Genomic DNA, 24,104 nt, shown 5'->3' with positions numbered 1-24,104 from the left:
GGCTGAGCAGCCGACCTGCCGACAGCTGAGCGGTCAGCGAGGCGTAACGAGATCTCGGGGCCCCGATCAGTGTCCCCGGGGCCCCGATCACGGGAGAGCCGCGCTTCCCCTCCGTCCAGGGGGAGCGCGGCTCTCTCATGTCCCGCCTCAGTGCAGCAGTCCCGCTGTCTGCCCGACCGCCGGGATGCTGCCGACCGAGGGCGCCTGCGCCAGCGGTTCGGTCAGCGCCTGGGAGGACAGCGGCTTGAAGTCGGCGAGCTGGGTGGCCACGCCGTTGTCGAGCGGGTCCACGCCGGTGCCCGCGAGCGGGTTGGGCTTCAGGCCCTCGACGGGACCGGCCACATGGCCCACCGTGCCGGTCAGTCCCTGGAGGCCCGCCTGCGGGTCGACGTCGGCCGGCGAGGTGGGCCTGGTGCGCATGACGTCCAGGACGGGGGCCGTGTTCGCAAAGGCCGGGCCGGCCGCGGCCGCACCGGCTGCGACCACGCCGACCGCGACGGCGATCCGCGCGGTGATGCGGGCCTTGGTGGTCTGCTGGGCTGCGTGTCGCGCCATCAGGTTTTCCTCTTTGCCGAGCGGAGAGCAACTGAAGTGACACACAGAGTAGTTGACTCGTCTTCCCGTGCGGCGTTCGCGGGCCGGATTCGCCTGTGTGGGTCAACGGCACATCGGCGCCGACCCCTCCCAGCCGCCGGTTAAAACAGCTCCGGAATCCCGGCTCGAAGCCGTTGCCGTTCTGGAAGGTTGGACAGCTCGGGCGGCTCCCGAGGCCTGGAGAAGACCGACGACCCGGCAGCGCCGCGCGCCGGTGCGGTCGGCGGTCGGCGGCCCCCGTCGGCGCCTACACCTCCCGGGTAGGCGCGGGTCCTGGCGCGGAACCGGACGCGTCGGTGCGCTTCGTGACGGAGCCCGCATCCGCCCGATCCGGGGCGGGAGTCCGGGCAGGGATAATGTCCGGGAGCCGTGCCGACCCACGGCGCCCCGGCCGCGTCACAGAAGGTACAGAGAATTGGGTTCCCATCCCCCGATATCCACCCGCGTGGTGCTGCTCTGCGGCCCCTCCGGCTCTGGAAAGTCCCTTCTCGCGGCCGACTCCGGGCTGCCCGTGCTCCGGCTCGACGACTTCTACAAGGAGGGCACGGACCCGACGCTGCCGCAGGTGGAGGGCAGCGCGGACATCGACTGGGACCACCCGCTGTCCTGGGACGCGGACACCGCGGTCGCCGCGATCGAGGAGCTGTGCCGCACGGGACGTACGTCCCTCCCCGTGTACGACATCTCGCTGAGCGCGCGGACCGGCACGGAGACCCTGCGCATCGAGCGGACGCCGCTGTTCATCGCGGAGGGGATCTTCGCCGCCGAGATCGTCGAGCGCTGCCGGGAGTTGGGCGTGCTGGCCGACGCGCTGTGCCTGTCGCGCGGCCCGGTCACCACGTTCCGCCGCCGCTTTCTGCGGGATCTGAAGGAGGGCCGCAAGTCGGTGCCCTTCCTGCTGCGCCGCGGCTGGCGGCTGATGCGCGCCGAGCGCTCCATCGTGGCCCGGCAGGCCGCCCTGGGCGCCCATCCCTGCGACAAGGACGAGGCCTTGGGCCGCCTGACCGCGGCGGCCGCCGGCCGCCGCGCCGCCGCACGCCCCACGGCGGCGTAGTCACCCCGCGCGCGGTCACCCGCGTCTGACGCGGCACAGCCGAAGGAACAGGCGGACACGCTCGCGGCCGTGCGGAAAAACGGAAGCTCGCGGCTGTGCCGCGAAAACGAAAAGAGGTCCAGGCGGACCCCCCGTCCGCCTGGACCTTCCTCGTTTCCCCCGTGGTCCCCCGTGGTCCCCCGTGACCCCGTTGGTTCCCCCCGGTACCGCTCCCCCGTACTACCTGTTACCTGTTTTCCCCTTGCTTCCCCCAGACCTTCAGGCGACAAGCTCCCCGAAGGACTCCTCCTCGTCACGGCCGAAGCTGAGGACCTCGTCCTCGCGCATCCGGCGGAGCGACCGCCAGATGCTCGACTTCACCGTGCCGACACTGATGTCGAGGATCTCCGCGATCTCCGGGTCGGTGCGGCCCTCGTAGTAACGGAGGACCAGCATCGTCCGCTGGAGTTCGGGCAGCCGGGCGAGCGCCTGCCACAGCACGGCGCGCAGCTCGGTGCCGCGCATCGCGTCCGTGTCACCGGGCGTCTCCGGCAGCTCCTCGGTCGGGTACTCGTTCAGCTTGCGGCGGCGCCACGCGCTGATGTGCAGATTGGTCATGGTGCGGCGGAGGTAGCCCCCGACCGCGGCCTTGTCACTGATCCGGTCCCAGGCCCTGTACGTCGAGAACAGCGCGCTCTGCAGCAGGTCCTCGGCCTCGAAACGGTCACCGGTCAGGTGGTAGGCGGTTGCGTACAGGGAGGCGCGGCGCTCCTGGACGTAGGCGGTGAACGCCGCTTCGGCATCCACCGTCTCCGACGCCGAGCGGCGCTCCCCCGTGCCCTCCCCGTACGCGGCTCCCCCGTGAGCCTTCCCCCCGGTCGTGCTCCCCGCGGCTGTCACCGCGGGGCTTTCCCCCGTGAACGCGTCAACCACCGTCATGTACGCGGTGAGCTGACGCCCGGTGCCGCGAGCGCACCCCCGCCCTCCCCCAAGCTCTCGGCTTCGCTCGAGCGGGGAGGTGCCCCCATCGGCACAGGACTTCTCCGTGCCCCGGGTGACGTCGTGCAGACGCGTGACAACTGCGCTTGTGCTGGTGCTGTGCAGCGTGTTCATCTCGCGCCCCCCGTCGTGGAGTCCCGGTTCTTCGGTTCGTTCGGCCGTGCTTCCTTGCTTGTGTCGAAAAGCTTGCCCGGGCCACTTCATGGCCGTGTCCGCCGACTGTCACAGACCTGTCACAGGGCCCCTCCCCAGGCGCGCCACAGCGCGATCACAGAGAAGAGCGCTACGACTACGCAGAGGATCGCCCAGGCCCCCACTGCGCCGCACGAGGGGCCCTCCATCTGTGCGGGAGATGGATGGGAGCGCTCCAACGGTCGATACCCGGCCATGACATGGGCCAGAATGACGTTCGTGCCTTCCCTGTTGCTGATCGAGGACGACGACGCCATCCGTACGGCCCTGGAGCTCTCTTTGACGCGCCAGGGACACCGTGTGGCCACCGCTGCCACCGGCGAGGACGGTCTGAAGCTGCTGCGTGAGCAGCGACCGGACCTGATCGTGCTGGATGTGATGCTGCCCGGCATCGACGGATTCGAGGTGTGCCGGCGCATCCGGCGCACCGACCAGCTGCCGATCATTCTGCTGACCGCGCGCAGCGACGACATCGACGTGGTGGTCGGACTGGAGTCCGGCGCCGACGACTATGTCGTCAAGCCCGTGCAGGGCCGGGTGCTCGACGCCCGGATCCGTGCCGTGCTGCGGCGCGGCGAGCGGGAGGCGAACGACTCGGCGTCGTTCGGCTCGCTCGTCATCGACCGTGCCGCGATGACGGTCACCAAGAACGGCGAGGACCTGCAACTGACACCCACCGAGCTGCGGTTGCTCCTGGAGCTGAGCCGCCGGCCCGGACAGGCGCTGTCCCGCCAGCAGTTGCTGCGTCTCGTCTGGGAACACGACTATCTGGGCGACTCGCGCCTGGTGGACGCCTGCGTGCAGCGGCTGCGTGCGAAGGTCGAGGACGTGCCGTCCTCGCCCACCCTGATCCGTACCGTGCGGGGCGTCGGCTACCGGCTGGACTCTCCCTCGTGAGCGACGCACGTGCGGCCGCCGGGCCGCGCCCGGGCACGAAAGCGGCACCGCTGTGCCGCACAGGCGGATATGGGGGTGCCCCCGGACGGAGTCCGGGGGAGAACGGTCGGGCACGGTGAGCGAACCGCAGGACGAGCTCCGTGGCTGGGCCGCGGCGCGCAGGGCGATCCTGTCCGGGCTGCGCTTCACCAGTCTGCGACTGCGGCTGGTCGTCGTGTTCGGACTCGTCGCACTCACGGCCGCCGTGTCGGCGTCGGGCATCGCGTACTGGCTCAACCGCGAGGCCGTGCTGACGCGTACGCAGGACGCGGTGCTGCGCGACTTCCAGCAGGAGATGCGCAACCACGCGAGCCTGCTGCCGGTGCACCCGGCACAGGACGACCTCCAGCGCACGGCCGGGCAGATGGCGAACAGCAGCCAGCGCTTCAGCGTGCTGCTGGTCGGCCAGGACGGCAGCGGCAAGACCGTCGTCGGCAACTCCGCGCTGGACACTTTCACGCTGGAGGACGTGCCCAAGTCCCTCCAGAAGGCCGTGAACAGGAAGCAGCCGGTCTCCTCGAACAACAAGTCCGCGTACCACTTGTACTGGCAGCGGATCACCGACCACGACAAGCCGTACCTCGTGGGCGGCGCGAAGGTGATCGGCGGCACGACCACCGGTTACATGCTCAAGTCCCTCGAACCCGAGGCGAAGGATCTCAACTCCCTCGCCTGGTCCCTGGGCATCGCGACCGGCCTGGCCCTGATCGGCTCGGCGCTGCTCGCGCAGGCCGCCGCGACCACGGTCCTCAAGCCGGTGCACCGCCTCGGCATCGCGGCCCGCCGTCTCGGCGAGGGCAAGCTGGACACCCGGCTGCGTGTGTCCGGCACCGACGAACTCGCCGATCTGTCAAGGACGTTCAACCACACGGCGGAGGCCCTCGAGAAACGCGTGGACGACATGAGCGCCCGCGACGAGGCGTCCCGCCGCTTCGTGGCGGACATGTCCCACGAACTCCGTACGCCGCTCACCGCGATCACCGCCGTGACGGAGATCCTGGAAGAGGAACTCGACGCGGAGACCGGCAGCGTCGACCCGATGATCGAACCGGCCGTACGTCTGGTGGTCAGCGAGACGCGCCGTCTGAACGACCTCGTCGAGAACCTCATGGAGGTCACCCGCTTCGACGCGGGCACGGCTCGTCTCGTCCTCGACGACGTCGACATCGCCGACCAGATCACCGCGTGCATCGACGCGCGCGCCTGGCTGGACGCGGTGGACCTGGACGTCGAGCGCGGCATCACGGCACGTCTCGACCCGCGCCGCCTCGACGTGATCCTGGCCAACCTGATCGGCAACGCGCTCAAGCACGGGGGCTCGCCGGTACGGGTGTCGGTGCGCAAGGAGGCCGACGCGCTGGTGATCGAGGTCCAGGACCACGGTCCCGGCATCCCCGAGGACGTACTCCCGCATGTCTTCGACCGCTTCTACAAGGCGAGCGCGTCCCGCCCCCGCTCCGAGGGCAGTGGTCTCGGGCTCTCCATCGCCCTGGAGAACGCGCACATCCACGGCGGCGAGATCACCGCGGCGAACGCGCCCAAGGGCGGTGCCGTCTTCACCCTCCGCCTGCCCCAGGACGCGTCGGAACTGACCGCCGACGACCCTCGCGACGGCGGCACCGGCGGCACGGGGAACGCCTGCGGCAACGGGAACAGCACCGAGGAGCCCACCGGATGACGACCGCACGACTCCTCCGCACACGCGCCACCCGCACCGCACCGACCCTCCCCGCACGCGCCACCGGCACCGGACGCACCCGCCGCGCAGGCGCCACCGGCACCGGACCGACCCTCCGCGCAGGCGCCACCCGCACCGCACCGACCCTCCCCGCACGCGCCACCCGCACCGCACCGACCCTCCGCGCACCCGCCACCGGTACCCGACCGACCCTCCGCGCACGAGTCGCGCGTGCACGCACCGGATCCTGGCCCGCCGCGCAGCGACTCCGACGTGCACGGTCCTGGCCGGCCGCGCCGCGACTCCGACGTGTACGGTCCTGGCTGGCCGTGCCGCTGCTTGCCGCGTTGCTCGTGGGGTGCGGTATCCGCTCCACGCAGGTGCCGACGGACTTCGGTCCTGCGCCGTCCCGGGTGCCCTGCGCCCTGTCCGGCCCGGACATCTCCACCCAGTCCTCCCGGGGCGTCCCCGTGCAGGTCTTCCTCCTCTGCTCCGCGCAGCTGGTCACCGTGGACCGTTCGGTCAGCGTCCCGGACGGTACGGCGGAGGCGGCGCGGCGGGTGCTGGTGGCCCAGGGGCTGCTCGACGAGCTCGCCGAGACGCCCTCCACGCCGGAGCAGCAGGCCCGGTACACGACGGACGTGCGGGGCGGGATGACGGTCAGCGGGCCCCGGGACAAGGACCCCGAGGACACGCTCCGGCTGAGCACCGCGCCGGAGAGCCTCACGCACTCCGCCCTGGCCCAGATCGTCTGCACCTTCTCCGACTCCGCCGCGGCCCGGGACGACGGTTCCGTCATCCTCGGCGGCCCCGCCCCGTCCCCCCTCCGCAGCTACGCGTGCACCCCGGAGGTCCGCGCCGACCCCGGCACGACCTCGCCCCCGTCGGAGGCGGTCTCCTAGGGCCCGTCGGGCATATGAGGACGAGCGTGTCAGCGCGATGCGGGGGTCCGGGGGGTCGCCCCCCCGGGTACGGACAGGTAGGGGCGGCGGGGGCGAAAACGGCCCGGCCGGAACCGATCGTGCCGGACCCGGCGTCTTGGGGGGCGTGCAGCGTCAAGGTTCAGACGGCGGCAGTGCCGTGACCCACGTCCGTGTGGCAGGAGGTGTCCTCCTCGTCGCACACCTCGCCCTCGTCGCCTGGATCACCCTGCGCCCCCTGGACGTCCCCTGGGTGAGCGCCGCCAATCTGCGGCCCTTCGCGGGCATCAGAGCCGACCTCGCACTGGGCCCCCAGGAAGCGGCCCGCCGCATCGCCGAGGGCCTGGGCCTCCTCGCCCCGCTGGGCGTCCTGCTCCCCATGGCGGGCGGCAAGCTCGCCGTCTCCCCTCTCGGCTCCCTCATACGTACGGTCGCCGCCGGCGCCCTCATCTCGCTGGGTATCGAGCTGCTGCAGACCGGCGTCCCCGGCCAGGTCGTGGACGTCGACTCACTGCTGCTCAACGCCGTGGGCGTGGCCCTCGCGCACCTCGCGGTCGTGCCGGCGGCCAGGGCCCGGCTCCGCCGCCGGGCCGAGACTCGGCGCCGCGCGGCCCTCCCGCGGGAGGACACCGCTCAGGGTCGGACCCCGACGATTCCCAGGGTCGGGATCGCCCCGTAGAGCGACGCTTGGCCCGCTTCGTCCCCGTAGCGTGGAAGACATCGAAGCCGGACACCTCGAAGGCTTCGCAGCCGGACGGCATCGAAGCCGAACAGCCCGGCACTCCACCACGGTTCGCGAAGGAGCCACCATGACCGCCCTTGCCCGCCCCACCAACGGCCGCATGATCGGCGGCGTGTGCGCAGCGCTGGCACGGCGCTTCGGCACCTCCGCGACCACGATGCGCGTGATCTTCGTGCTCTCCTGCCTGCTCCCTGGCCCCCAGTTCCTGCTCTACATAGCGCTGTGGATCCTGTTCCCCTCCGAGGACAAGGCCACCCGCACGGCCTGGTGACTCCAACGGACGCGGCATGTACGCCGATGGGGCGCACCCCACCAGGGTGCGCCCCATCGGCGTACATGCACGCGGCGGAAGTCAGCCGAGCGGAATCCCGTTCACCGGCAGACCGCCCGTCGGCAGCCCCTGCACCGGCAGGCCTCCGAGCAGCCCGGCCACGGGCGCGGCCTGCCCCTTGGCCAGGACGCGCGCGGCGGCAGGCTGCGCGGCGGCCATGCCCGCACCCAGCCCGCTCTGCCCATGCGCGAGCGCCTCACCGGCACCGGGCAGCGCCTTGGCGACGTTCTCCGCGGGCAGCGTCTTGGTGACGGTGTCCAGCGCCGAGGAGGCGTCCGGCACGGCCGGCGCGGCGTTCGCGGCACCCGCGCCGGTGGCGGCGAAGGCGGCACCGAGAGCGGCGACACCGAGGGTCTTGGCAGCAGACTGCTTCATTTTGAATGCGTCCTTGTATCCGTGTTACGGGGATGTGAGCGGTCCAAAAACGTAAACACGCAGAGCCGCCCTCCGCAAACATCAGAAAGCGGCCGAGTCATGGAGAAGAAGTGAAGACCCGGCCGCGTTCCACCCCCTCCGATCAGGCCTGATTCCCCACAGAAGCGCTGGTGGAGGCGGTCTGCTGGAACAGCCATTCGGACTTCAGCTCGGCATATCCGGGCTTGATCACGTCATTGATCATCGCCAGTCGTTCATCGAAAGGAATGAATGCTGACTTCATAGCATTGACCGAGAACCACTGCATGTCGTCGAGCGTATAACCGAATGCCTCGACAAGATGCTCGAATTCCCGACTCATGCTCGTGCCCGACATGAGGCGATTATCCGTATTCACGGTCGCGCGAAAATGCAGCCGCCGCAGCAGTCCGATGGGATGGTCGGCGTACGAATCGGCGGCACCGGTCTGGAGGTTGGAGCTGGGGCACAGCTCCAGCGGGATGCGCTTGTCGCGCACGTACGAGGCGAGCCGCCCGAGCTGCACCGAGCCGTCCTCGTGGACCTGGATGTCGTCGATGATGCGTACGCCGTGGCCGAGCCGGTCGGCGCCGCACCACTGGAGGGCCTGCCAGATCGACGGAAGCCCGAAGGCCTCGCCCGCGTGGATGGTGAAGTGGTTGTTCTCGCGCTTGAGGTACTCGAAGGCGTCGAGGTGCCGGGTGGGCGGGAAGCCGGCCTCGGCGCCGGCGATGTCGAAGCCGACGACGCCCGAGTCCCGGTAGCGGTTCGCCAGTTCGGCGATCTCCAGGGCGCGGGCCGCGTGCCGCATGGCGGTCAGCAGGGCGCCCACCCTGATCCGGTGCCCGTTCTCCCGGGCGAGCCGCTCGCCCTCCCTGAAGCCCTCGTTGACCGCCTCGACGACCTCTTCGAGGGTGAGCCCGGCCTCCAGGTGCTGCTCGGGCGCGTACCGGACCTCGGCGTAGACGACACCGTCCTCGGCGAGGTCCTCGGCGCACTCGGCGGCGACCCGGACCAGTGCCTCGCGGGTCTGCATGACGGCGCAGGTATGGGCGAAGGTCTCCAGGTACCGTTCCAGGGAACCGGAGTCCGCCGCCTCCCGGAACCAGACGCCGAGCTTGTCGGGGTCGGTCTCGGGGAGACCGGAGTAGCCCGTTTCTTGGGCGAGTTCGACGATCGTCCCGGGGCGCAGGCCCCCGTCGAGGTGATCGTGCAGCAGGACCTTGGGCGCCCGGCGGATCTGTTCCGAGCTCGGGGTGTTCTGGATCTGGCTCGTCATTTCCGCACTGTAGCCCCTACGCGCGTAGATCTCCTGCTGTACGAATCCGTCGATACGTAACGGTGACCGTGCGGACGGGTGGCGTACACCGTTGCTTCTGACACTGTTCTGTCATGGCACAGCAAGCGACGCCGGTTCGCAGGGCCCGGCTGGGGAGGGCGCTCGGCCCGGAGCCGACGGCGGTGAGCGGAGTGGTTCTGCTGCTTCCCGGCGGCGAGGCGATCTCCGACCGCAGGCCGTCCCCCATGATGGCGACCGCCTCTGTACGCGCGCTGGGACGGCGCCTCACCCGCGCCGGACGCGCGGAGGGTCTGGTCACCCACGTGGTGCACTACCGGTTCCGGGGCTGGAACGGCAGCGAGGCGCATCTGGCGCGCGACGCGTCCTGGGCCGCCGACGAGGTCGTACGCCGCTACGGAGACGTCCCGGTCTGCCTGACCGGAGTGGACATGGGCGGACGTGCGGCGCTGCGCGCGGCCGGCCACAGTGCCGTCAACTCCGCACTGGCGCTCGCCCCTTGGCTGCCCGAGGAGGACGTGGCGGCGCCACCCGAACCGGTGAAGCAGCTGGCCGGGCGGCGCGTGCTGATCGTGCACGGCACGAACGACGAGCGCACCGACCCCGAGCTGTCCTTCCGGCTCGCCGCGCGCGCGAAGAAGGCCAACCGCGACATCTGCCGCTTCGAGGTCCACTCCGACGGGCACGCGCTGCACCAGTACCGGGCCGAAGTGCTCGCACTGGCCGAGGACTTCGTGATGGGTGCCCTGTTCGGCCGGAGTCTGTCCCGGCCGCTCGAGGACGCGCTCGCGGCTCCGCCGCCGCTGGGACTGCGGATGCCGCTCGCCTCCGGGTTCGGGAAGGCACTGCGCCGCTAGGTCCCCGCGTCTTTGGACCGACCACTCCTGGACAGGCCCTGGGGCCGTCCGGGAGTGGTCAGTCCGGGAGCAGGCGTCCCCGTCGGGACAGCAGGAACCTCTTGAAGGCGGCCACCGGTGGGGTGTCGGGATGGCCGCCCAGCCAGGCCACCCCGATCTCCCGTGCGGCACGCGGTGCCGTCACCGTCAGCTCCACAACCCCCGGACGGGGTACGGCCGGTGGGGGAAGGAGCGCCACCCCGAGACCTGCGGCGACGAGGCCCCGCAGGGTCTCCGCCTCCTCCCCCTCGAAGGCGACGCGCGGTTTGAAGCCGGCCTCCGTGCAGAGGTCGTCGGTGATACGGCGCAGGCCGTAGCCGGGTTCCAGGGTCACGAAGGTCTCGTCGGCGGCCTCGGCGAGGCGGATGCGCTTGCGGGCGGCGAGGCGGTGGTCGGCCGGTACCACAAGCCGGAGTTTCTGTTCGTCGAGGCGGTGGCCGACCAGATCGGGCGCGTCCGGCACGGGGGAGGTGAGGCACAGGTCCAACTCGCCCGCGCGCAGCCGCTCCAGCATCGCCTCGCCATAGTTCTGCACGAGGCTGAAACGGACCCGGGGATGGTCGGCGCGGAAGGCGCGGATCAGGCCGGGGACCGTCTCGGATCCCATGGTGTGCAGGAACCCGAAGGCGACCTTGCCGGTGGCCGGGTCCGCGTCGGCGCGCACCTCGTCGGCGGCGCGCTCGATCTCGGCGAGGGCGCGTTCGACGGAGGAGAGGAAGGTGCGCCCGGCGAGTGTCAGCGCCACCGTGCGGCCCCGGCGCGCGAACAGGTCGACGCCCAGGTCCTGTTCGAGCCGGACCATGGCCCGGGACAGGGTCGACTGCGGGACCTGCATCTCCTGCGCGGCCCGGGTGACGTGCTCGGTGCGGGCGACTCCGGCGAAGTACGCGAGGCGTGGGGCGAGCAGCGCGACGATGTCTTCTGTGTCACTGGACGGTGACAGGTGAGCTTCTGACCTCTGCTGATGCGCCATGGGATCGATTATGGGGTTTCCGTGCATTGGACGGATGAGCGGCGGCTCTTTACGTTCGAAGCATGCCTTCCGCCAGTACCGAGGCGCCCACCACCGTGGGCGCCACCGCCTCCGCCCCTGCCACCGACTCCCGTGACGCTCGCGGCACCCGCGATTCCCGTATGGCCCCGGGCGGGCCCGGCTACCGCCGGATGAGCTTCGCCCTCTTCCTCGCCGGTGTGGCGACCTTCGCGCTGCTCTATTCGACTCAGGCCCTCCTCCCGCTCGTCTCCACGGACTTCGGGGTGAGTGCGAGCGAGGCGAGCTGGACGGTGTCGGCCGCGACGGGCGGGCTGGCGCTCTTCGTGCTCCCCATGAGCGCGCTGTCGGAGCGTTTCGGACGGCGTACGTTGATGACGGCGTCGCTGGTCGTCGCGGTGGCGGTCGGGCTGCTGGTCCCCTTCGCCCCGTCGATCGGCGCGCTGGTCGCGCTGCGGGCGGTGCAGGGCGCGGCCCTCGCCGGCCTTCCGGCGTCGGCGACGGCGTATCTGGCGGAGGAGGTCCGCCCCAAGGCGCTGATCACGGCCATCGGTCTCTTCGTGGCGGGCAACAGCGTCGGCGGGATGAGCGGCCGGGTCATCACCGGCTGGGTCGCGCAGGAGTGGGGCTGGCGGGTGGCCGTCGGCACGATCGGCGTGATCGCCGTGGCCTGCGCGGTGGCCTTCCGGCTGCTGCTCCCGGCGCCTCGGCACTTCACGCCGGGCTCGCTGCGGCCGCGTGTCCTGGTCCGGACGGTCCGGGACCACCTCTCCAACCCGCTGCTGCGCCGGCTGTACGCGATCGGCGCGCTGTTCATGATGGTGTTCGGCGGGGTCTACACGGTCATCGGATACCGCCTGACCGAGGCCCCCTTCTCGCTCCCCCAGGGCATCATCGGATCGATCTTCCTGGTGTATCTGGTGGGTACGGTGTCGGCGTCGACGGCGGGCAGGCTGGTCGGCCGCCTGGGCCGGCGAGGGTCCCTGTACCTCGCGGGCGGCACCACGGCTTCCGGTCTGCTGCTGTCCCTGGCGGACTCGCTTCCCCTCGTGCTGCTCGGTCTGGTTCTCATCACGGCGGGGTTCTTCGCCGGGCATGCGGTGGCGTCCTCGGCGGTGAGTCACACCGCGGTGCGTGGCCGGGCGCAGGCCTCGGCCCTCTATCAGTCCGCGTACTACGTCGGCTCCAGTGCGGGGAGCACGATGGGGGCGGTCGCCTTTCACGCGGGGGGCTGGGGCGGCACGGTGGTCCTCGGCCTGCTGGCCGTCCTCGGCGTCGTGACCATCACGGTCTTCGGCTCCCACGCGGCGCGCGTCCAGTCCCGCCGGAAGCCCGCGCCGGCCCACTGAAGGCGGTTCCCGCCCCCGCCGCCCCTGTCCATTCCCGTCCCGTACCTGGGGCTCCGTCCCGGACCCCGTTGCGCAGTTCCCCCTGCCCCTGTTCAGGGGCGGCGGGGGCGAAACGCCCACTCCGCACGCCATTGTCAGTGGGCTGCGGTAGCTTCCGAAGTGCCGGCGCAACGACGCGCGGGACGGACCACAGCCACAGGGGTGGGTTGGCTATGAGCAGCGAAGGTACGGCGACGACGACAGACCTGGACGTCCGGCTGGAGAAACACCGGGTCGAGCTGACCGGGTACTGCTACCGGATGCTCGGCTCCTCCTTCGAGGCCGAGGACGCGGTGCAGGACACGATGGTCCGCGCCTGGCGCAGCTACGACAAGTTCGAGGGCCGCTCCTCGATGCGCTCCTGGCTGTACCGGATCGCGACGAACGTATGCCTGGACATGTTGAACGCGGGCAACAAAAGGGCGCGGCCGATGGACCTGACCGCCCCCTCCCCGCTGGCGCAGGCGGCCCTCAATCCCCGCCCGGACAACACCTGGCTGGAGCCGATGCCCGACGCCCGCGTACTGCCCACGGTCAGCGACCCGGCCGAGGCGGCCGTCGCGAAGGAGTCGGTGCGGCTCGCCTTCATGGCGGCCCTCCAGCAGCTGCCGCCCAAGCAGCGCGCGGTGCTGATCCTGCGCGAGGTCCTCGCCTGGAAGGCGAGCGAGGTCGCCGAGCTGCTCGGCACCACGGTCGCCTCGGTCAACAGCGCGCTCCAGCGGGCCCGCGCGACCCTCGCCGAGAGCGACGGCGCCGGCGCGGAGGCCGCGGCGTCCGACCCGCTCGACGAGGAGCAGCAGAAGCTCCTGGAGCGCTATGTCGCCGCCTTCGAGGGGTACGACATGACGGCGCTGACCGCGCTGCTCCACGAGGACGCGATCATGACGATGCCGCCGTTCGACCTGTGGCTGCGCGGCACGGACGACATCACCGGCTTCATGACCACCCTGGGCGCCGCATGCGCGGGTTCGCGCCTGATCCCCGTCGAGGTCAATGGTCTGCCCGGCTTCGCCCAGTACAAGCCGGATCCGGAAGCGGGTGGTTACACGCCCTGGGCGGTGCAGGCCCTGGAGATCTCAAAGGGGCGGATCACCGGGTTCCACTGCTTCCTGGACACCGCCCGCTGGTTCCCGCTCTTCGGCCTCCCGCTCCGGCTCGACGGGGACGGAGAGGCCGCAGGTGTCGGAGGCGTCGCCGACGTCCAGGCCGAGGCCGACCAGGTCGAGTAGGGCGCGCAGGGCCGGGTCCGGGTTGCGCAGGCGTATCCGTCCTCCGGCCCGCCGCGCGGCCAGCTCCAGCCGCGCCAGTACGTCGACGGCGGTCAGGCCGGGCGGCCCCAGCCCCCCGACATCGCAGACCACGACCCCGGCCCCGGTCGTCTCCAGCTGTGCCCGCACGTCCTCACAGAGCCCCGGCACCTCGTCACGGGTGACGAGTCCGGGCAGTACGAGTACGGCGGGTGTCGTGGCGTCCACAGTCTGTAGACCGGCCGGGCGCCCAGAACTCATCGTTCGGACATGAAGCGCGGACGTAGAGCACGGCCACGCAGCGCGGATATGGAGCGCGGACGTGGAGCGCGGACGTGGAGCGCGGACATGGTGAACGGGACCGGTGCGGTTCCACCGGTCCCGTTCACCCCGAAGGAGGGGAAGGCTCAGCTCACGCGATCCGGTCCAGCACGATCGGCGTCGCCTTGAAGTCCGTGCCCGCCGCCGCGATGTCGTACGACCCCTCGACCGCCTGGAGGGCGTACTCGAAGCGCTCCGGGGTGTCCGTGTGGAGGGTGAGCAGCGGCTGGCCCGCCGTCACGGTGTCGCCCGGCTTGGCGTGCAGTTCGACGCCCGCGCCGGCCTGCACCGGGTCCTCCTTGCGGGCGCGTCCGGCGCCCAGGCGCCAGGCGGCGATGCCGATGTCGTACGCGTCGAGGCGGGTCAGCACACCGGAGGCCGGGGCGTTCACCACGTGCTGCTCGCGCGCGACGGGCAGCGCTGCGTCCGGGTCGCCGCCCTGCGCGGCGATCATGCGGCGCCACACGTCCATCGCGGAGCCGTCGGCCAGCGCCTTCGCCGGGTCGGCGTCCTTGACGCCGGCCGCGTCGAGCATCTCGCGGGCCAGGGCGATGGTGAGGTCGACGACGTCCGACGGGCCGCCGCCCGCGAGGACCTCGACCGACTCCCGTACCTCAAGGGCGTTGCCCGCCGTCAGGCCGAGCGGGGTCGACATGTCCGTCAGGAGCGCGACCGTCTTCACACCGTGGTCCGTGCCCAGGCCCACCATCGTGGAGGCGAGTTCCCGCGCGTCCTCGATGGTCTTCATGAAGGCGCCGCTGCCGACCTTCACGTCCAGGACCAGGGAGCCCGTGCCCTCGGCGATCTTCTTGGACATGATGGAGGAGGCGATCAGCGGGATCGCCTCGACCGTGCCGGTGACGTCACGGAGCGCGTAGAGCTTCTTGTCGGCGGGGGCCAGGCCGTCACCCGCCGCGCAGATGACCGCGCCCGTGGTGTCGAGGACGTGCAGCATCTCCTCGTTCGACAGGAGCGCCCGCCAGCCCGGGATGGACTCCAGCTTGTCGAGCGTGCCGCCGGTGTGGCCGAGGCCCCGGCCCGACAGCTGCGGGACCGCCGCGCCGCAGGCGGCCACCAGGGGCGCCAGCGGGAGCGTGATCTTGTCGCCGACGCCGCCCGTGGAGTGCTTGTCGGCGGTCGGGCGGGACAGGGACGAGAAGTCCATGCGCTCGCCCGAGGCGATCATCGCGGCCGTCCAGCGGGCGATCTCACGGCGGTTCATGCCGTTGAGCAGGATCGCCATGTTGAGGGCGGCCATCTGGTAGTCGGCGACCTCGCCTCGGGTGTACGCGTCGATGACCCAGTCGATCTGTTCGTCGCTGAGCTCCCCGCGGTCCCGCTTGGCGCGGATGACGGAGACGGCGTCCATGGCCATGGCTTTCCTTCCGGATGAAATGAGCGGCCCCTCCGGAGATCAGTGGATCACAGGAGGGGCCGCACGGAATTACTTGGTGAGATGGTCCGGACCGAAGGCCTGCGGCAGCATCTCGGAGAGCGGCAGGATTCCGGCCGGGGTCTCCAGGAGCAGATCCGGCCCGCCGAACTCGAACAGCAGCTGGCGGCAGCGCCCGCAGGGGACGAGGATCTCGCCGTGCCCGTCGACGCAGGTGAAGTGCGTCAGCCGGCCGCCGCCGGTCCGCTGCAGCTCCGAGACCAGCCCGCACTCGGCGCACAGGCCGAGGCCGTACGAGGCGTTCTCGACGTTGCAGCCGGAGACCGTGCGGCCGTCGTCGACCAGGGCGGCGACTCCGACGGGGTAGCCCGAGTAGGGGGCGTACGCGTGGGACATGGCCTCGCGGGCCAGCTCGCGCAGCGCCTCCCAGTCGACGGCGGCCGGCGTGGTCACTTGCCCTGGCCCTTCCGGTAACGCATCCCGTCGGCCTTGGGCATGCGCAGGCGCTGCGCGGACAGCGACAGCACGAGCAGCGTGACGACGTACGGGGTGGCGCCCACGAAGTCGCTCGGCACCTCGTCCGTGAGCAGGTACCAGACCAGGACGAGCGCGGCGACGAAGAGGCTGATCGCGCCCTGCCAGTGCGCCTTGCGGTACAGCTTCCAGGCGGCGAGGACCGCGAGCAGGACGACCAGCAGGAGCAGCAGCGCGTGGACGGTCACGCCGCCGTTGCGCAGCTGCAGCGCGTCCGAGTAGCCGAACAGGCCCGCGCCCATGGCCAGTCCACCGGGCCGCCAGTTGCCGAAGATCATGGCCGCGAGGCCGATGTAGCCGCGGCCGCCGGTCTGGCCTTCCAGGTAGATGTGCGAGGTGACCAGCGCGAGGAAGGCGCCGCCGAGTCCGGCGAGGCCGCCGGAGACCGCCACGGCCATGTACTTGTAGCGGTAGACGTTGACGCCGAGCGACTCCGCGGCGACCGGGTTCTCACCGCAGGAACGCAGGCGCAGGCCGAACGGGGTGCGCCACAGCAGCCACCAGCTGCCCACGAACAGCAGCGCGGCGAGGACCGTCACCACGGACACGTCGGTGACCAGGCCGCCGAGGATGCCCGCGAGGTCGGAGATCAGGAACCAGTGGTGCTTCTGGAGCGACTCGAGACCGTTCGAGAGACCGGGCACGGTGATGTGGCCCAGCGAGTCCGCGGGCGGTGACTGCTTGGGGTTGCCGCCCGCGTCCGCGGCCTTGCCCTCCGAGAAGAAGAGCTTGGCGAGGTACTGGGTGGTGCCGAGCGCGAGCAGGTTGACCGCGACACCGGAGACGATGTGGTCGACGCCGAAGGTGATGGTCGCGACGGCGTGCACCAGACCGCCGAGGACACCGAAGCCGACACCGCACAGCAGGCCGAGCCAGGGGCTGGACTGCCAGCCGACCCAGCCGGCTCCGAAGGTGCCGAGGATCATCATGCCCTCGAGGCCGATGTTGACCACGCCGGACCGCTCGGACCACAGGCCCGCGAGGCCGGCGAGGCCGATGGGCACGGCGAGGCCGAGCGCGGCACCGACCTGTCCGGCGGAGGTGAGCTGGTCGGCGCCGGTGATGACGCGGACCGCGGCCACGAGCAGCAGCGCGCCCGCGACGATCATGAGGATCTGGCCGGCCGACCGGCCGGACCGCTGGGGGCCTGTGTCCGCCTTGGGCGCCGCGGGCGGCGGCGTGTCGGTCATCGTGGCAGTCATCACGCCACCTCCTGCTTCTCGGTCCGGGCGGCGGCCTGGGCGGCGAGTTCGGCGCCGACCCGCTGCTGCTGACGCTTGAGGCCGTACCGGCGTACGACCTCGTAGGCGATGACGACGCACAGGACGATGACGCCCTGGATGACGCCGAGGATTTCCTTGTCGTAGCCCTGGAACTCCAGGTGGTTGGTGGTGCGCTCCAGGAAGCCCCACAGGAGGGCGCCGAGGGCGATGCCGATCGGGCTGTTGCGGCCGAGCAGCGCGATGGCGATGCCGGTGAAGCCGATGCCCGACGGGAAGTCGTTGCTGAACTGGTGGCTGTCGTTGAGCAAGGTCGGCATGCCGATCAGACCGGCGACGGCCCCGGAGATGACCATGCTGGTGGCGATCATGCGCTTGACGCTGACGCCGCTCGCCGCGGCAGCGGTCTCGGACTGGCCGACGGTGCGCAGGTCGAAGCCGAAGCGGGTGCGGCCGAGCACGAACCAGTACGCGACACCGACGAGCACGGCGATCACGATGAAGCCCCAGAGCACGCCCGCCGCGCCCGTGTCGAACGAGAAGAACCAGGAGTCCTGCGGCAGCGGCTTGGTCGATACGACGGTGCCGCCGCTCTGGAGTTCGGCGAGCTTACCCGGCTGGAGGAGGTAGGCGATGATCGCGGTGGCGATGGAGTTCAGCATGATCGTCGAGATGACTTCGCTGACGCCGCGGGTCACCTTGAGGATGCCGGCGATACCGGCCCAGAGGGCGCCCACGCCCATCGCGCAGATGATCATCAGCGGGACGGCGATCCAGCCCGGGACGGTCAGCGCGCCGCCGAGCACCGCCGCGAAGAACGCGGCGAGCCGGTACTGGCCGTCGACACCGATGTTGAACAGGTTCATCCGGAAGCCGATGGCCACCGCGACACCTGCCAGGTAGTACGTCGTCGCCTTGTTCAGGATGTAGACCTGGCTGTCGCTGGCGGTGCCGTAGGTCAGCATGTCGCTGAAGGCGTCGCCCGGGTTCTTGCCGGTGGCGAGGATCACCAGGGTGGTGACGACGATCGCGGCGACGAGCGCCAGCAGCGGCGCCGCGAGGCCGAGGAGCAGCCGCTCCTTGTCGATCCGTGAGGTCAGCTTCTTCATCGGTCGTCGTCCTCTGTGTGCTCCAGGTGGCCGGTGGCCGCACCCGTCATGGCGGAGCCCAGCTCCTCGGGGGTGATCGTGGCGGGGTCCGCGTCGGCGACCAGGCGGCCGCGGTACATCACCCGCAGGGTGTCGGAGAGCCCGATCAGCTCGTCCAGGTCGGCGGAGATCAGCAGCACGGCCAGACCCTCACGGCGGGCCTCGCGGATGTGGTCCCAGATCGCGGCCTGCGCACCGACGTCCACGCCGCGGGTGGGGTGGGCGGCGATCAGGAGCTTGGGCCGGTGGCTCATCTCGCGGCCGACGATCAGCTTCTGCTGGTTGCCGCCGGACAGCGAGCCCGCGGTCACCTCGATGCCCGGCGTGCGGACGTCGTACGCGCTGATGATGCGCTCGGTGTCGGCGCGGGCGGCCTTGAGGTCGAGCAGTCCGCCGCGCGAGTTGGGCCGCTCGGTGACATGGCCGAGGATGCGGTTCTCCCACAGCGGTGCTTCGAGAAGCAGGCCGTGGCGGTGGCGGTCCTCGGGGATGTAGCCGACGCCGGCCTCGCGGCGGCGGCGGGTGGGCGCGTGGGAGATGTCGGTGTCGTCGAGCGTGATGACGCCGGCGTCGGGGTCGCGGATGCCCATGATCGCCTCGACCAGCTCGGACTGGCCGTTGCCCTCCACTCCGGCGATGCCGAGGACCTCGCCCTTGTGGATGGTCAGCGAGATCTCGTCGAGGATGATCCGCTCGATGCCGTCGAGGTCCGTCTGGGACAGGTGCAGCCCGTCCACCTTCAGCAGCGGGACGTCCGTGACGGTGGACTCCTCAGTCTCCGGAGTGGGCAGTTCGCTGCCCACCATCAGCTCGGCGAGCTGCTTGGAGGTGGTGCTCTTCGGCTCGGCCGTGCCGACCGTGGTGCCGCGCCGGATGACGGTGATCTCGTCGGCGACGGACAGCACCTCGCCCAGCTTGTGGGAGATGAAGATGACGGTGAGCCCCTCGGCCTTCAGCTCGCGCAGGTTGTCGAAGAGGGCGTCGACCTCCTGTGGCACGAGGACGGCGGTGGGCTCGTCGAGGATGAGGATCTTGGCGCCGCGGTAGAGGACCTTGAGGATCTCCACGCGCTGACGGTCGGCGACGCCGAGCTCCTCCATGAGGACGTCGGGCCGGACGTTCAGCCCGTACGCGTCGGAGATCTCCTTGATCTTCGTACGCGCCTTGGCGCCGATGCCGTGGAGCTTCTCCGCGCCGAGAACGACGTTCTCCAGGACGGTGAGGTTGTCGGCCAGCATGAAGTGCTGGTGCACCATGCCGATGCCGCGCGCGATGGCGTCGGCGGGGGTGTGGAAGGTGACCCGCTCGCCGTTCACCGTGATGGTGCCCTCGTCCGGCTGCTGCATGCCGTAGAGGATCTTCATCAGGGTGGACTTGCCGGCACCGTTCTCACCGCAGAGGGCGTGGACGGTGCCCGTGCGGACGGTGATGTCGATGTCGCGGTTGGCGACGACACCGGGGAAACGCTTGGTGATGCCGCGCAGTTCGACGGCAGCGGGAGGGCTGGACGCGTTGATGGCGCACTCTCCTCGGGGAAAGGGGCTGCGTGGGGAGGGCAGGCGTCGGCGACGCTAGCGCGGCAACTCCATGCTACACGCGTAGAGTTGACACATTGTTATGGCTCGGCGAGGGGCTGCAGAGCGCGCCTCTCGCCGAGCCCGGGGTCCGGCGGGGACCCGTCAGATCACGGGGTGGTCTTGACCGTGACGCTGCCGTCGACGATCTTCTTCTGGGCCGCGTCCAGCTTGGCCTTGATGTCGTCGATGAAGCCACCGCTGGTGGCCAGCGAGACACCGTCCTTGGCGAGCGAGTAGGTGTTGGTGCCGGTCAGCGGCTTGCCGTCGTGGACCGACTTGATGAAGTCGTAGACACCGACGTCGACGTTCTTGACCATCGAGGTCAGGATCGAGCTCTTGTACTTCGCCAGACCCGGGATGTTGTACTGGTCCGAGTCCACGCCGATGGCCCAGGCACCCTTCTGCCCGTTGACCGCCTCGATGGCGCCGTTGCCGGAGGAGCCGGCCGCCGTGTAGATCACGTCGGCGCCCTTGTCGAGCATGCCCTGCGCGGCTTCCTTACCCTTGTCGGGGCTGGAGAAGCCGGAGAGGTCCGAGCCGTGGCTCAGGTACTGGGTGTCGACCTTGATCTTCGAGTTGGTGTCCTTGACACCCTGGACGTAGCCGGCCTCGAACTTCTTGATCAGCGGGACGTCGACGCCGCCGATGAAGCCGACGTGGTCCTTCTTGGTCTTCAGCGCCGCGGCGACACCGGCCAGGTAGGAGCCCTGCTCCTCGGTGAAGGTGATGCTGTCGACGTTCTTGGCGTCCACCACCGAGTCGACGATGCCGAAGCTGGTCTTCGGGAACTTCTTGGCGACCTTGGCCATCGACGCGGCGTAGGAGAAGCCGACACCGACGATCGGGTTGTAGCCGGCGTCCGCCAGGTCCGTGAGGCGCTGCTCGCGGTCGGCCTCGGTGTCGGAGTTCTTCGCGGTCAGCTCCTTGATGGAGCCGCCGAACTCGGACTTGGCCTTGTCGGCGCCGCGCGCGGCGGAGTCGTTGAAGGAACGGTCACCACGGCCACCGACGTCGAAGGCCAGTCCGATCTTGATGCCCTTGCCGTCGCCGGAGGAAGACGACGAGGAATCGTTCTCGGAGGAGGTGCTACCACAGGCAGTGGCAGACAGTGCGAGAGCTGCGGTCGCGATACACGCAGCGGAAAGCTTGGCTACCCGGCGCACGGGAAGGCTCCTTCACCTGACCTGAGCGCCATGTCGGCGCTTGATGTGAGCACCATGCCAGTGCTCGAGCCGGGACGCCCCGTCGGCGTCGGCTTCGCGGCATCGTAACGCGCGTAGATGTCAGAAAAACACCTCTCGCGAAGCCGTTATCGATTCGAGGCAAACAGCGTCTGAACTCGGGATCTTGCGGCTCCGCGCCGATGATTTCGAACCAAGGACGAATGGCTTACAACAGTGTTGCGCCGGACGTCGGAACGGCCCCCCCGCGCCGGGGGGCCGGTCGCTCAACGCTCCGCCGCGTCCAGCAGCGCCGCCGCCGTGAACAGCTCGACACCCACCGTGATCGCCGACTCGTCCGCGTCGAAATCGCCCTGGTGCAGGTCACGGGTGGTGCGGTCGCCCGGCGTGCGCACACCGAGGCGGGCCATCGACCCGGGCACGTGCTCCAGATACCAGGAGAAGTCCTCGCCGCCGAGGCTCTGCTCGGTGTCCTCGACGGACTGCGCCCCGAGCCGGGCGGTCATGGCGTCGCGGAGGAGTTCCGTGACGGCCGGGTCGTTCACGACCGGCGGGACGCCACGGATGTAGTTGATCTCGGACTTGGCGCGGTAGAGGTTCGCGATCTCGTCGATGGCGGCGTGCACCAGGTCGGGCGCGGCGCGCCAGGCGTCGAGATCCAGGCAGCGCACGGTCCCGGAGAGCTCGGCGTGCTGCGGGATGACGTTGCAGGCGTGTCCGGACTCGATACGCCCCCAGGTCACGGCGAGCCCGCTGCGCGCGTCCACCCGCCGGGCGACCAGCGCCGGTACGTCGGTCACGACGCGGGCGGCGGCCGTCACGAGGTCGGTGGTGAGGTGGGGGCGCGCGGTGTGACCGCCCGCGCCGTCGAGAGAGACTTCGAGCCGGTCGCACGCCGAGGTGATGGGGCCGTGCCGCAGGCCGATGCGCCCCGCGTCGACCTTCGGGTCGCAGTGCACGCCGACGATCCGCCCGACGCCGGCGAGGACACCCGAAACGATCGCGTCGGCCGCGCCGCCGGGGAGCACCTCCTCGGCGGGCTGGAAGATCAGCCGCACCGGGTGCTCGAGGCGGCCCTCGCGGTGCAGCTCGGCGAGGACGAGACCGGCGCCGAGCACGACGGTGGTGTGGATGTCGTGGCCGCAGGCGTGGGCGCGGTCCGGCACGGTCGACCGGTACGCGCAGTCGGTCTTCGTGTCCGGGATGGGCAGCCCGTCGATGTCGGCGCGCAGCGCGAGCATGGGGCGTACGCCGTCCCAGTCGCCGATGTCACAGATGAGACCGGTCCCGGTGTCGAGGACGCGCGGCTTCAGGCCCGCCTGCTCCAGACGCGCCTTCAGCGCCGCCGTGGTGCGGAACTCCTGGTTGCCGAGCTCCGGGTGCATGTGCAAGTCGCGGCGGAACGCGACGAGTTCGGCGCGCAGTGCCTCGGGCAGCGCGCCGGGGAGCGGTGCTTCCCCGGGAAGATCGGCCTCGGACTCTCGGGACATCAGTTGGTTCACCCTCTGAAGGGTAGGGCGATCGGGCGGCCAACTGACCCACGATCAACAAAACTTCAGCCCGTTAGGGGAAGAAATTCCGGCCGCGCGGCGCATACGTGACGACGGGGATGGGTAAACTTTCCCGCCTTTCCGGGCTATTGGATCTTGAACCTGCCGGTCGGGCATCCCATGATCCGAATCCGGCGGGGGTTACCCTCCGATTCTGCACGGTAAACGCTCGGAGTGCCCGAGCTCATTCCCGTACCCCACGGTCCCACAGATCTCACCCTCCGGATTCCCGGAGCGTCACCGCCACGCTGCGCTTGCGCCACGGGCCGCGCACACGGCCCGGCGCCCTACACCGCCGCGACCGACGACAGCCGATGTACGTCCCGAGCCGTGCCCGTGACGCCCGACAGGAAGCCCTGTGCCCGCGGTGACGCGTTCTCGGTCAGCCAGCTCGGGTCGATGTCGCAGACGGCGACGCGGACGTCGGTGCCGACCAGGGCGAGCGGGAGGGTGTGGACGACGGTCGACGGGAAGCTGAGGATCGTACGGCCGATCGGGCCACGGCGGGCGATCAGTTCGAGGGGCAGGTCGGGGCGGACGATCTCGAGGCCCGTCTCGGCGGCCAGGCGGTGCAGTTTGTCGGTGCTCTCGCGGCGGTGCGCGAAGTAGCGGGTCGCGCCGTGGGTCTTGGCGAGGGCGCGGACCGCCTCCAGATAGCGGTCCGGGTCCACCACACCCGTCTCCACGAGGGAGGTGCCGACCAGGTCCGCGCTCTTGGTGATGCGGGGCGGGCCGAAGCGGGCGCGGGTCCAGGAGAAGTCGTTGGCGGTGACGCGGACGCCGTCCGGGGCCGAGTCGATCGGCATGGAGGAGAAGACCTCGACCGTACGGCGGTTGCTCGGCGTGAGCCGACGGCGGGCGGAGGCGGAGACGGGCGCGAAGATGACGTCGCGCGCGCCGGGGCGGCCACCGCGCCGGTGCCAGCGCACCAGGCGTTCACCGCGGGCGAGTTGGGCGACGAACTCCATCGTCGCCGTGCCGTCGTCGACCACGACCAGGTCGCGGGCGCGGGTGATGGTGAGCAGGAGCTGTACATAACGGGAGAAAGGGTCTCCCATCACGATGCGGCGGGCCCGGCGGAGCAGCGGGGCGAGGCCGCCGATGGTGTGGAAGGGGGCGGTGGTGCCGCCGCGCGCCTCCTCCCAGCGGACCTGGTGGCCCTCGTCGCGGGCCAGTTCCGCCATGCGGCGCAGCTGGCCGCGGGTCATCGGGTCGTTGGGCGAGAGGACGACGAGGGTGAGCCCCGCGCCGGACACCGGGTCCGCTATTCCGGAGGACCCCGCGCCGGACACCGGGTCCGTCACACCGGACGACCCCGCGCCGGAAACCGGGTCCGTCACACCGGACGACCCCGCACCGGAAACCGGGTCCGTCGCACCGGACGACCCCGCGCCGGACACCGGCTCGGCCACCGCGGAGGGCGCCGTGGCGCTGTGGGCGTGCGCGTGCGCCCACTCCAGCACGTTCAGGAGCTGTACCGGGCTCTCGACGAAGGCGAGAGTGTGGGGGCCGGCGGAACCGGCGCGGGGGCTCATCGACGTAC

General features: G+C 70.7%; 22 protein-coding genes and 1 pseudogene. 9 read left to right on the top strand and 14 right to left on the bottom strand.

Translation table 11 applies throughout. The features are described from left to right. Positions 1 to 147: 147 nt before the first annotated feature. The gene (locus ACFVXA_RS04895; protein ID WP_383911773.1) at positions 148 to 555 is read right to left on the bottom strand and encodes a hypothetical protein; all 408 of its coding nucleotides are present in this window, start codon (positions 553 to 555) and stop codon (positions 148 to 150) included. Between the two features lie 454 nt (positions 556 to 1,009). Between ACFVXA_RS04895 and ACFVXA_RS04890 the strand changes: the two genes are divergently transcribed. Further along, complete coding sequence (locus ACFVXA_RS04890; RefSeq protein ID WP_362032283.1) at positions 1,010 to 1,648, top strand: uridine kinase; 639 nt, start codon at positions 1,010 to 1,012, stop codon at positions 1,646 to 1,648. Positions 1,649 to 1,906: 258 nt separating this feature from the next. Here ACFVXA_RS04890 and ACFVXA_RS04885 read toward each other — a convergent pair whose 3' ends face one another. Continuing rightward, complete coding sequence (locus ACFVXA_RS04885) at positions 1,907 to 2,740, bottom strand: SigE family RNA polymerase sigma factor (RefSeq protein WP_362032280.1); 834 nt, start codon at positions 2,738 to 2,740, stop codon at positions 1,907 to 1,909. A 297-nt stretch (positions 2,741 to 3,037) separates the two neighbouring features. Here ACFVXA_RS04885 and afsQ1 point away from each other — a divergent pair, with 297 nt between their 5' ends. From afsQ1 to ACFVXA_RS04860, 5 genes are all read left to right on the top strand, one after another. Then, the gene (afsQ1, locus tag ACFVXA_RS04880; RefSeq protein ID WP_362032277.1) at positions 3,038 to 3,715 is read left to right on the top strand and encodes a two-component system response regulator AfsQ1; all 678 of its coding nucleotides are present in this window, start codon (positions 3,038 to 3,040) and stop codon (positions 3,713 to 3,715) included. A 115-nt stretch (positions 3,716 to 3,830) separates the two neighbouring features. Further along, positions 3,831 to 5,432, top strand: coding sequence for an ATP-binding protein (locus ACFVXA_RS04875; protein WP_383748182.1), 1,602 nt, complete (start codon positions 3,831 to 3,833; stop codon positions 5,430 to 5,432). A gap of 329 nt (positions 5,433 to 5,761) precedes the next feature. Further along, positions 5,762 to 6,334 carry a hypothetical protein gene (locus ACFVXA_RS04870; RefSeq protein WP_384399931.1) on the top strand — a complete coding sequence of 191 codons (573 nt, stop codon included), beginning with the start codon at positions 5,762 to 5,764 and terminating at the stop codon, positions 6,332 to 6,334. A gap of 145 nt (positions 6,335 to 6,479) precedes the next feature. After that, positions 6,480 to 7,031, top strand: a complete 552-nt coding sequence (locus tag ACFVXA_RS04865; RefSeq protein WP_390023824.1) for a VanZ family protein — start codon at positions 6,480 to 6,482, stop codon at positions 7,029 to 7,031. A 130-nt stretch (positions 7,032 to 7,161) separates the two neighbouring features. Beyond that, positions 7,162 to 7,365 carry a PspC domain-containing protein gene (locus tag ACFVXA_RS04860; RefSeq protein WP_362032264.1) on the top strand — a complete coding sequence of 68 codons (204 nt, stop codon included), beginning with the start codon at positions 7,162 to 7,164 and terminating at the stop codon, positions 7,363 to 7,365. An 81-nt stretch (positions 7,366 to 7,446) separates the two neighbouring features. Here ACFVXA_RS04860 and ACFVXA_RS04855 read toward each other — a convergent pair whose 3' ends face one another. Together ACFVXA_RS04855 and ACFVXA_RS04850 are read right to left on the bottom strand one after the other, a co-directional pair. Next, a complete protein-coding gene (locus ACFVXA_RS04855) occupies positions 7,447 to 7,800 on the bottom strand; it encodes an ATP-binding protein (protein ID WP_362032260.1) in 354 nt (117 codons plus the stop codon). A gap of 142 nt (positions 7,801 to 7,942) precedes the next feature. Next, a complete protein-coding gene (locus ACFVXA_RS04850) occupies positions 7,943 to 9,097 on the bottom strand; it encodes an adenosine deaminase (protein ID WP_362032257.1) in 1,155 nt (384 codons plus the stop codon). 113 nt (positions 9,098 to 9,210) lie between these two features. Between ACFVXA_RS04850 and ACFVXA_RS04845 the strand changes: the two genes are divergently transcribed. Beyond that, positions 9,211 to 9,972: an alpha/beta hydrolase gene (locus tag ACFVXA_RS04845; RefSeq protein ID WP_362032255.1), complete on the top strand. Its 762-nt coding sequence runs from the start codon at positions 9,211 to 9,213 to the stop codon at positions 9,970 to 9,972. 58 nt (positions 9,973 to 10,030) lie between these two features. Here the strand turns inward: ACFVXA_RS04845 and ACFVXA_RS04840 are convergent, their stop codons facing one another. Continuing rightward, positions 10,031 to 10,984, bottom strand: a complete 954-nt coding sequence (locus ACFVXA_RS04840; protein WP_362032253.1) for a LysR substrate-binding domain-containing protein — start codon at positions 10,982 to 10,984, stop codon at positions 10,031 to 10,033. 62 nt (positions 10,985 to 11,046) lie between these two features. Between ACFVXA_RS04840 and ACFVXA_RS04835 the strand changes: the two genes are divergently transcribed. Both ACFVXA_RS04835 and ACFVXA_RS04830 read left to right on the top strand, forming a co-directional pair. Next, positions 11,047 to 12,351 carry an MFS transporter gene (locus ACFVXA_RS04835; protein WP_383911151.1) on the top strand — a complete coding sequence of 435 codons (1,305 nt, stop codon included), beginning with the start codon at positions 11,047 to 11,049 and terminating at the stop codon, positions 12,349 to 12,351. Positions 12,352 to 12,563: 212 nt separating this feature from the next. Further along, positions 12,564 to 13,619 (top strand): sigma-70 family RNA polymerase sigma factor, encoded by a 1,056-nt coding sequence (locus ACFVXA_RS04830; RefSeq protein ID WP_362032247.1) that lies wholly within the window; start codon positions 12,564 to 12,566, stop codon positions 13,617 to 13,619. A gap of 39 nt (positions 13,620 to 13,658) precedes the next feature. On the opposite strand, the pseudogene ACFVXA_RS04825 reads toward ACFVXA_RS04830, so the two are convergent. The 9 genes and pseudogenes from ACFVXA_RS04825 to ACFVXA_RS04785 all read right to left on the bottom strand — a co-directional run. Continuing rightward, positions 13,659 to 13,898: pseudogene (locus ACFVXA_RS04825) on the bottom strand (hypothetical protein); the annotation flags it as partial. A 151-nt stretch (positions 13,899 to 14,049) separates the two neighbouring features. Continuing rightward, a complete protein-coding gene (locus ACFVXA_RS04820) occupies positions 14,050 to 15,333 on the bottom strand; it encodes a thymidine phosphorylase (RefSeq protein WP_383735687.1) in 1,284 nt (427 codons plus the stop codon). Positions 15,334 to 15,402: 69 nt separating this feature from the next. Continuing rightward, positions 15,403 to 15,804, bottom strand: coding sequence for a cytidine deaminase (locus ACFVXA_RS04815; protein ID WP_362032242.1), 402 nt, complete (start codon positions 15,802 to 15,804; stop codon positions 15,403 to 15,405). Then, positions 15,801 to 17,087: an ABC transporter permease gene (locus ACFVXA_RS04810; RefSeq protein WP_362032240.1), complete on the bottom strand. Its 1,287-nt coding sequence runs from the start codon at positions 17,085 to 17,087 to the stop codon at positions 15,801 to 15,803. The genes ACFVXA_RS04815 and ACFVXA_RS04810 overlap by 4 nt, the downstream gene beginning before the upstream one ends. Then, entirely contained in the window at positions 17,087 to 18,214 is a 1,128-nt protein-coding gene (locus ACFVXA_RS04805; protein WP_362032237.1) for an ABC transporter permease, read from the bottom strand. Before ACFVXA_RS04805 ends, ACFVXA_RS04810 begins: the two co-directional genes overlap by 1 nt. After that, positions 18,211 to 19,737 (bottom strand): ABC transporter ATP-binding protein, encoded by a 1,527-nt coding sequence (locus ACFVXA_RS04800; protein ID WP_362032323.1) that lies wholly within the window; start codon positions 19,735 to 19,737, stop codon positions 18,211 to 18,213. The genes ACFVXA_RS04805 and ACFVXA_RS04800 overlap by 4 nt, the downstream gene beginning before the upstream one ends. Positions 19,738 to 19,937: 200 nt before the next feature. After that, on the bottom strand, positions 19,938 to 20,993 hold the full coding sequence (locus tag ACFVXA_RS04795; RefSeq protein ID WP_362032235.1) for a BMP family ABC transporter substrate-binding protein: 1,056 nt from the start codon (positions 20,991 to 20,993) through the stop codon (positions 19,938 to 19,940). A gap of 284 nt (positions 20,994 to 21,277) precedes the next feature. Further along, positions 21,278 to 22,501: an amidohydrolase gene (locus tag ACFVXA_RS04790; protein WP_362032320.1), complete on the bottom strand. Its 1,224-nt coding sequence runs from the start codon at positions 22,499 to 22,501 to the stop codon at positions 21,278 to 21,280. Positions 22,502 to 22,848: 347 nt separating this feature from the next. Continuing rightward, complete coding sequence (locus ACFVXA_RS04785; protein ID WP_390023822.1) at positions 22,849 to 24,096, bottom strand: hypothetical protein; 1,248 nt, start codon at positions 24,094 to 24,096, stop codon at positions 22,849 to 22,851. Positions 24,097 to 24,104 lie beyond the last annotated feature (8 nt).

The sequence above is a fragment of the Streptomyces sp. NPDC058246 genome (assembly GCF_042881985.1).
In the GTDB taxonomy this organism is placed as follows: domain Bacteria; phylum Actinomycetota; class Actinomycetes; order Streptomycetales; family Streptomycetaceae; genus Streptomyces.
Note: the sequence above shows the minus strand (reverse complement) of the source record. Positions and strands in the feature narration are given on the sequence as shown.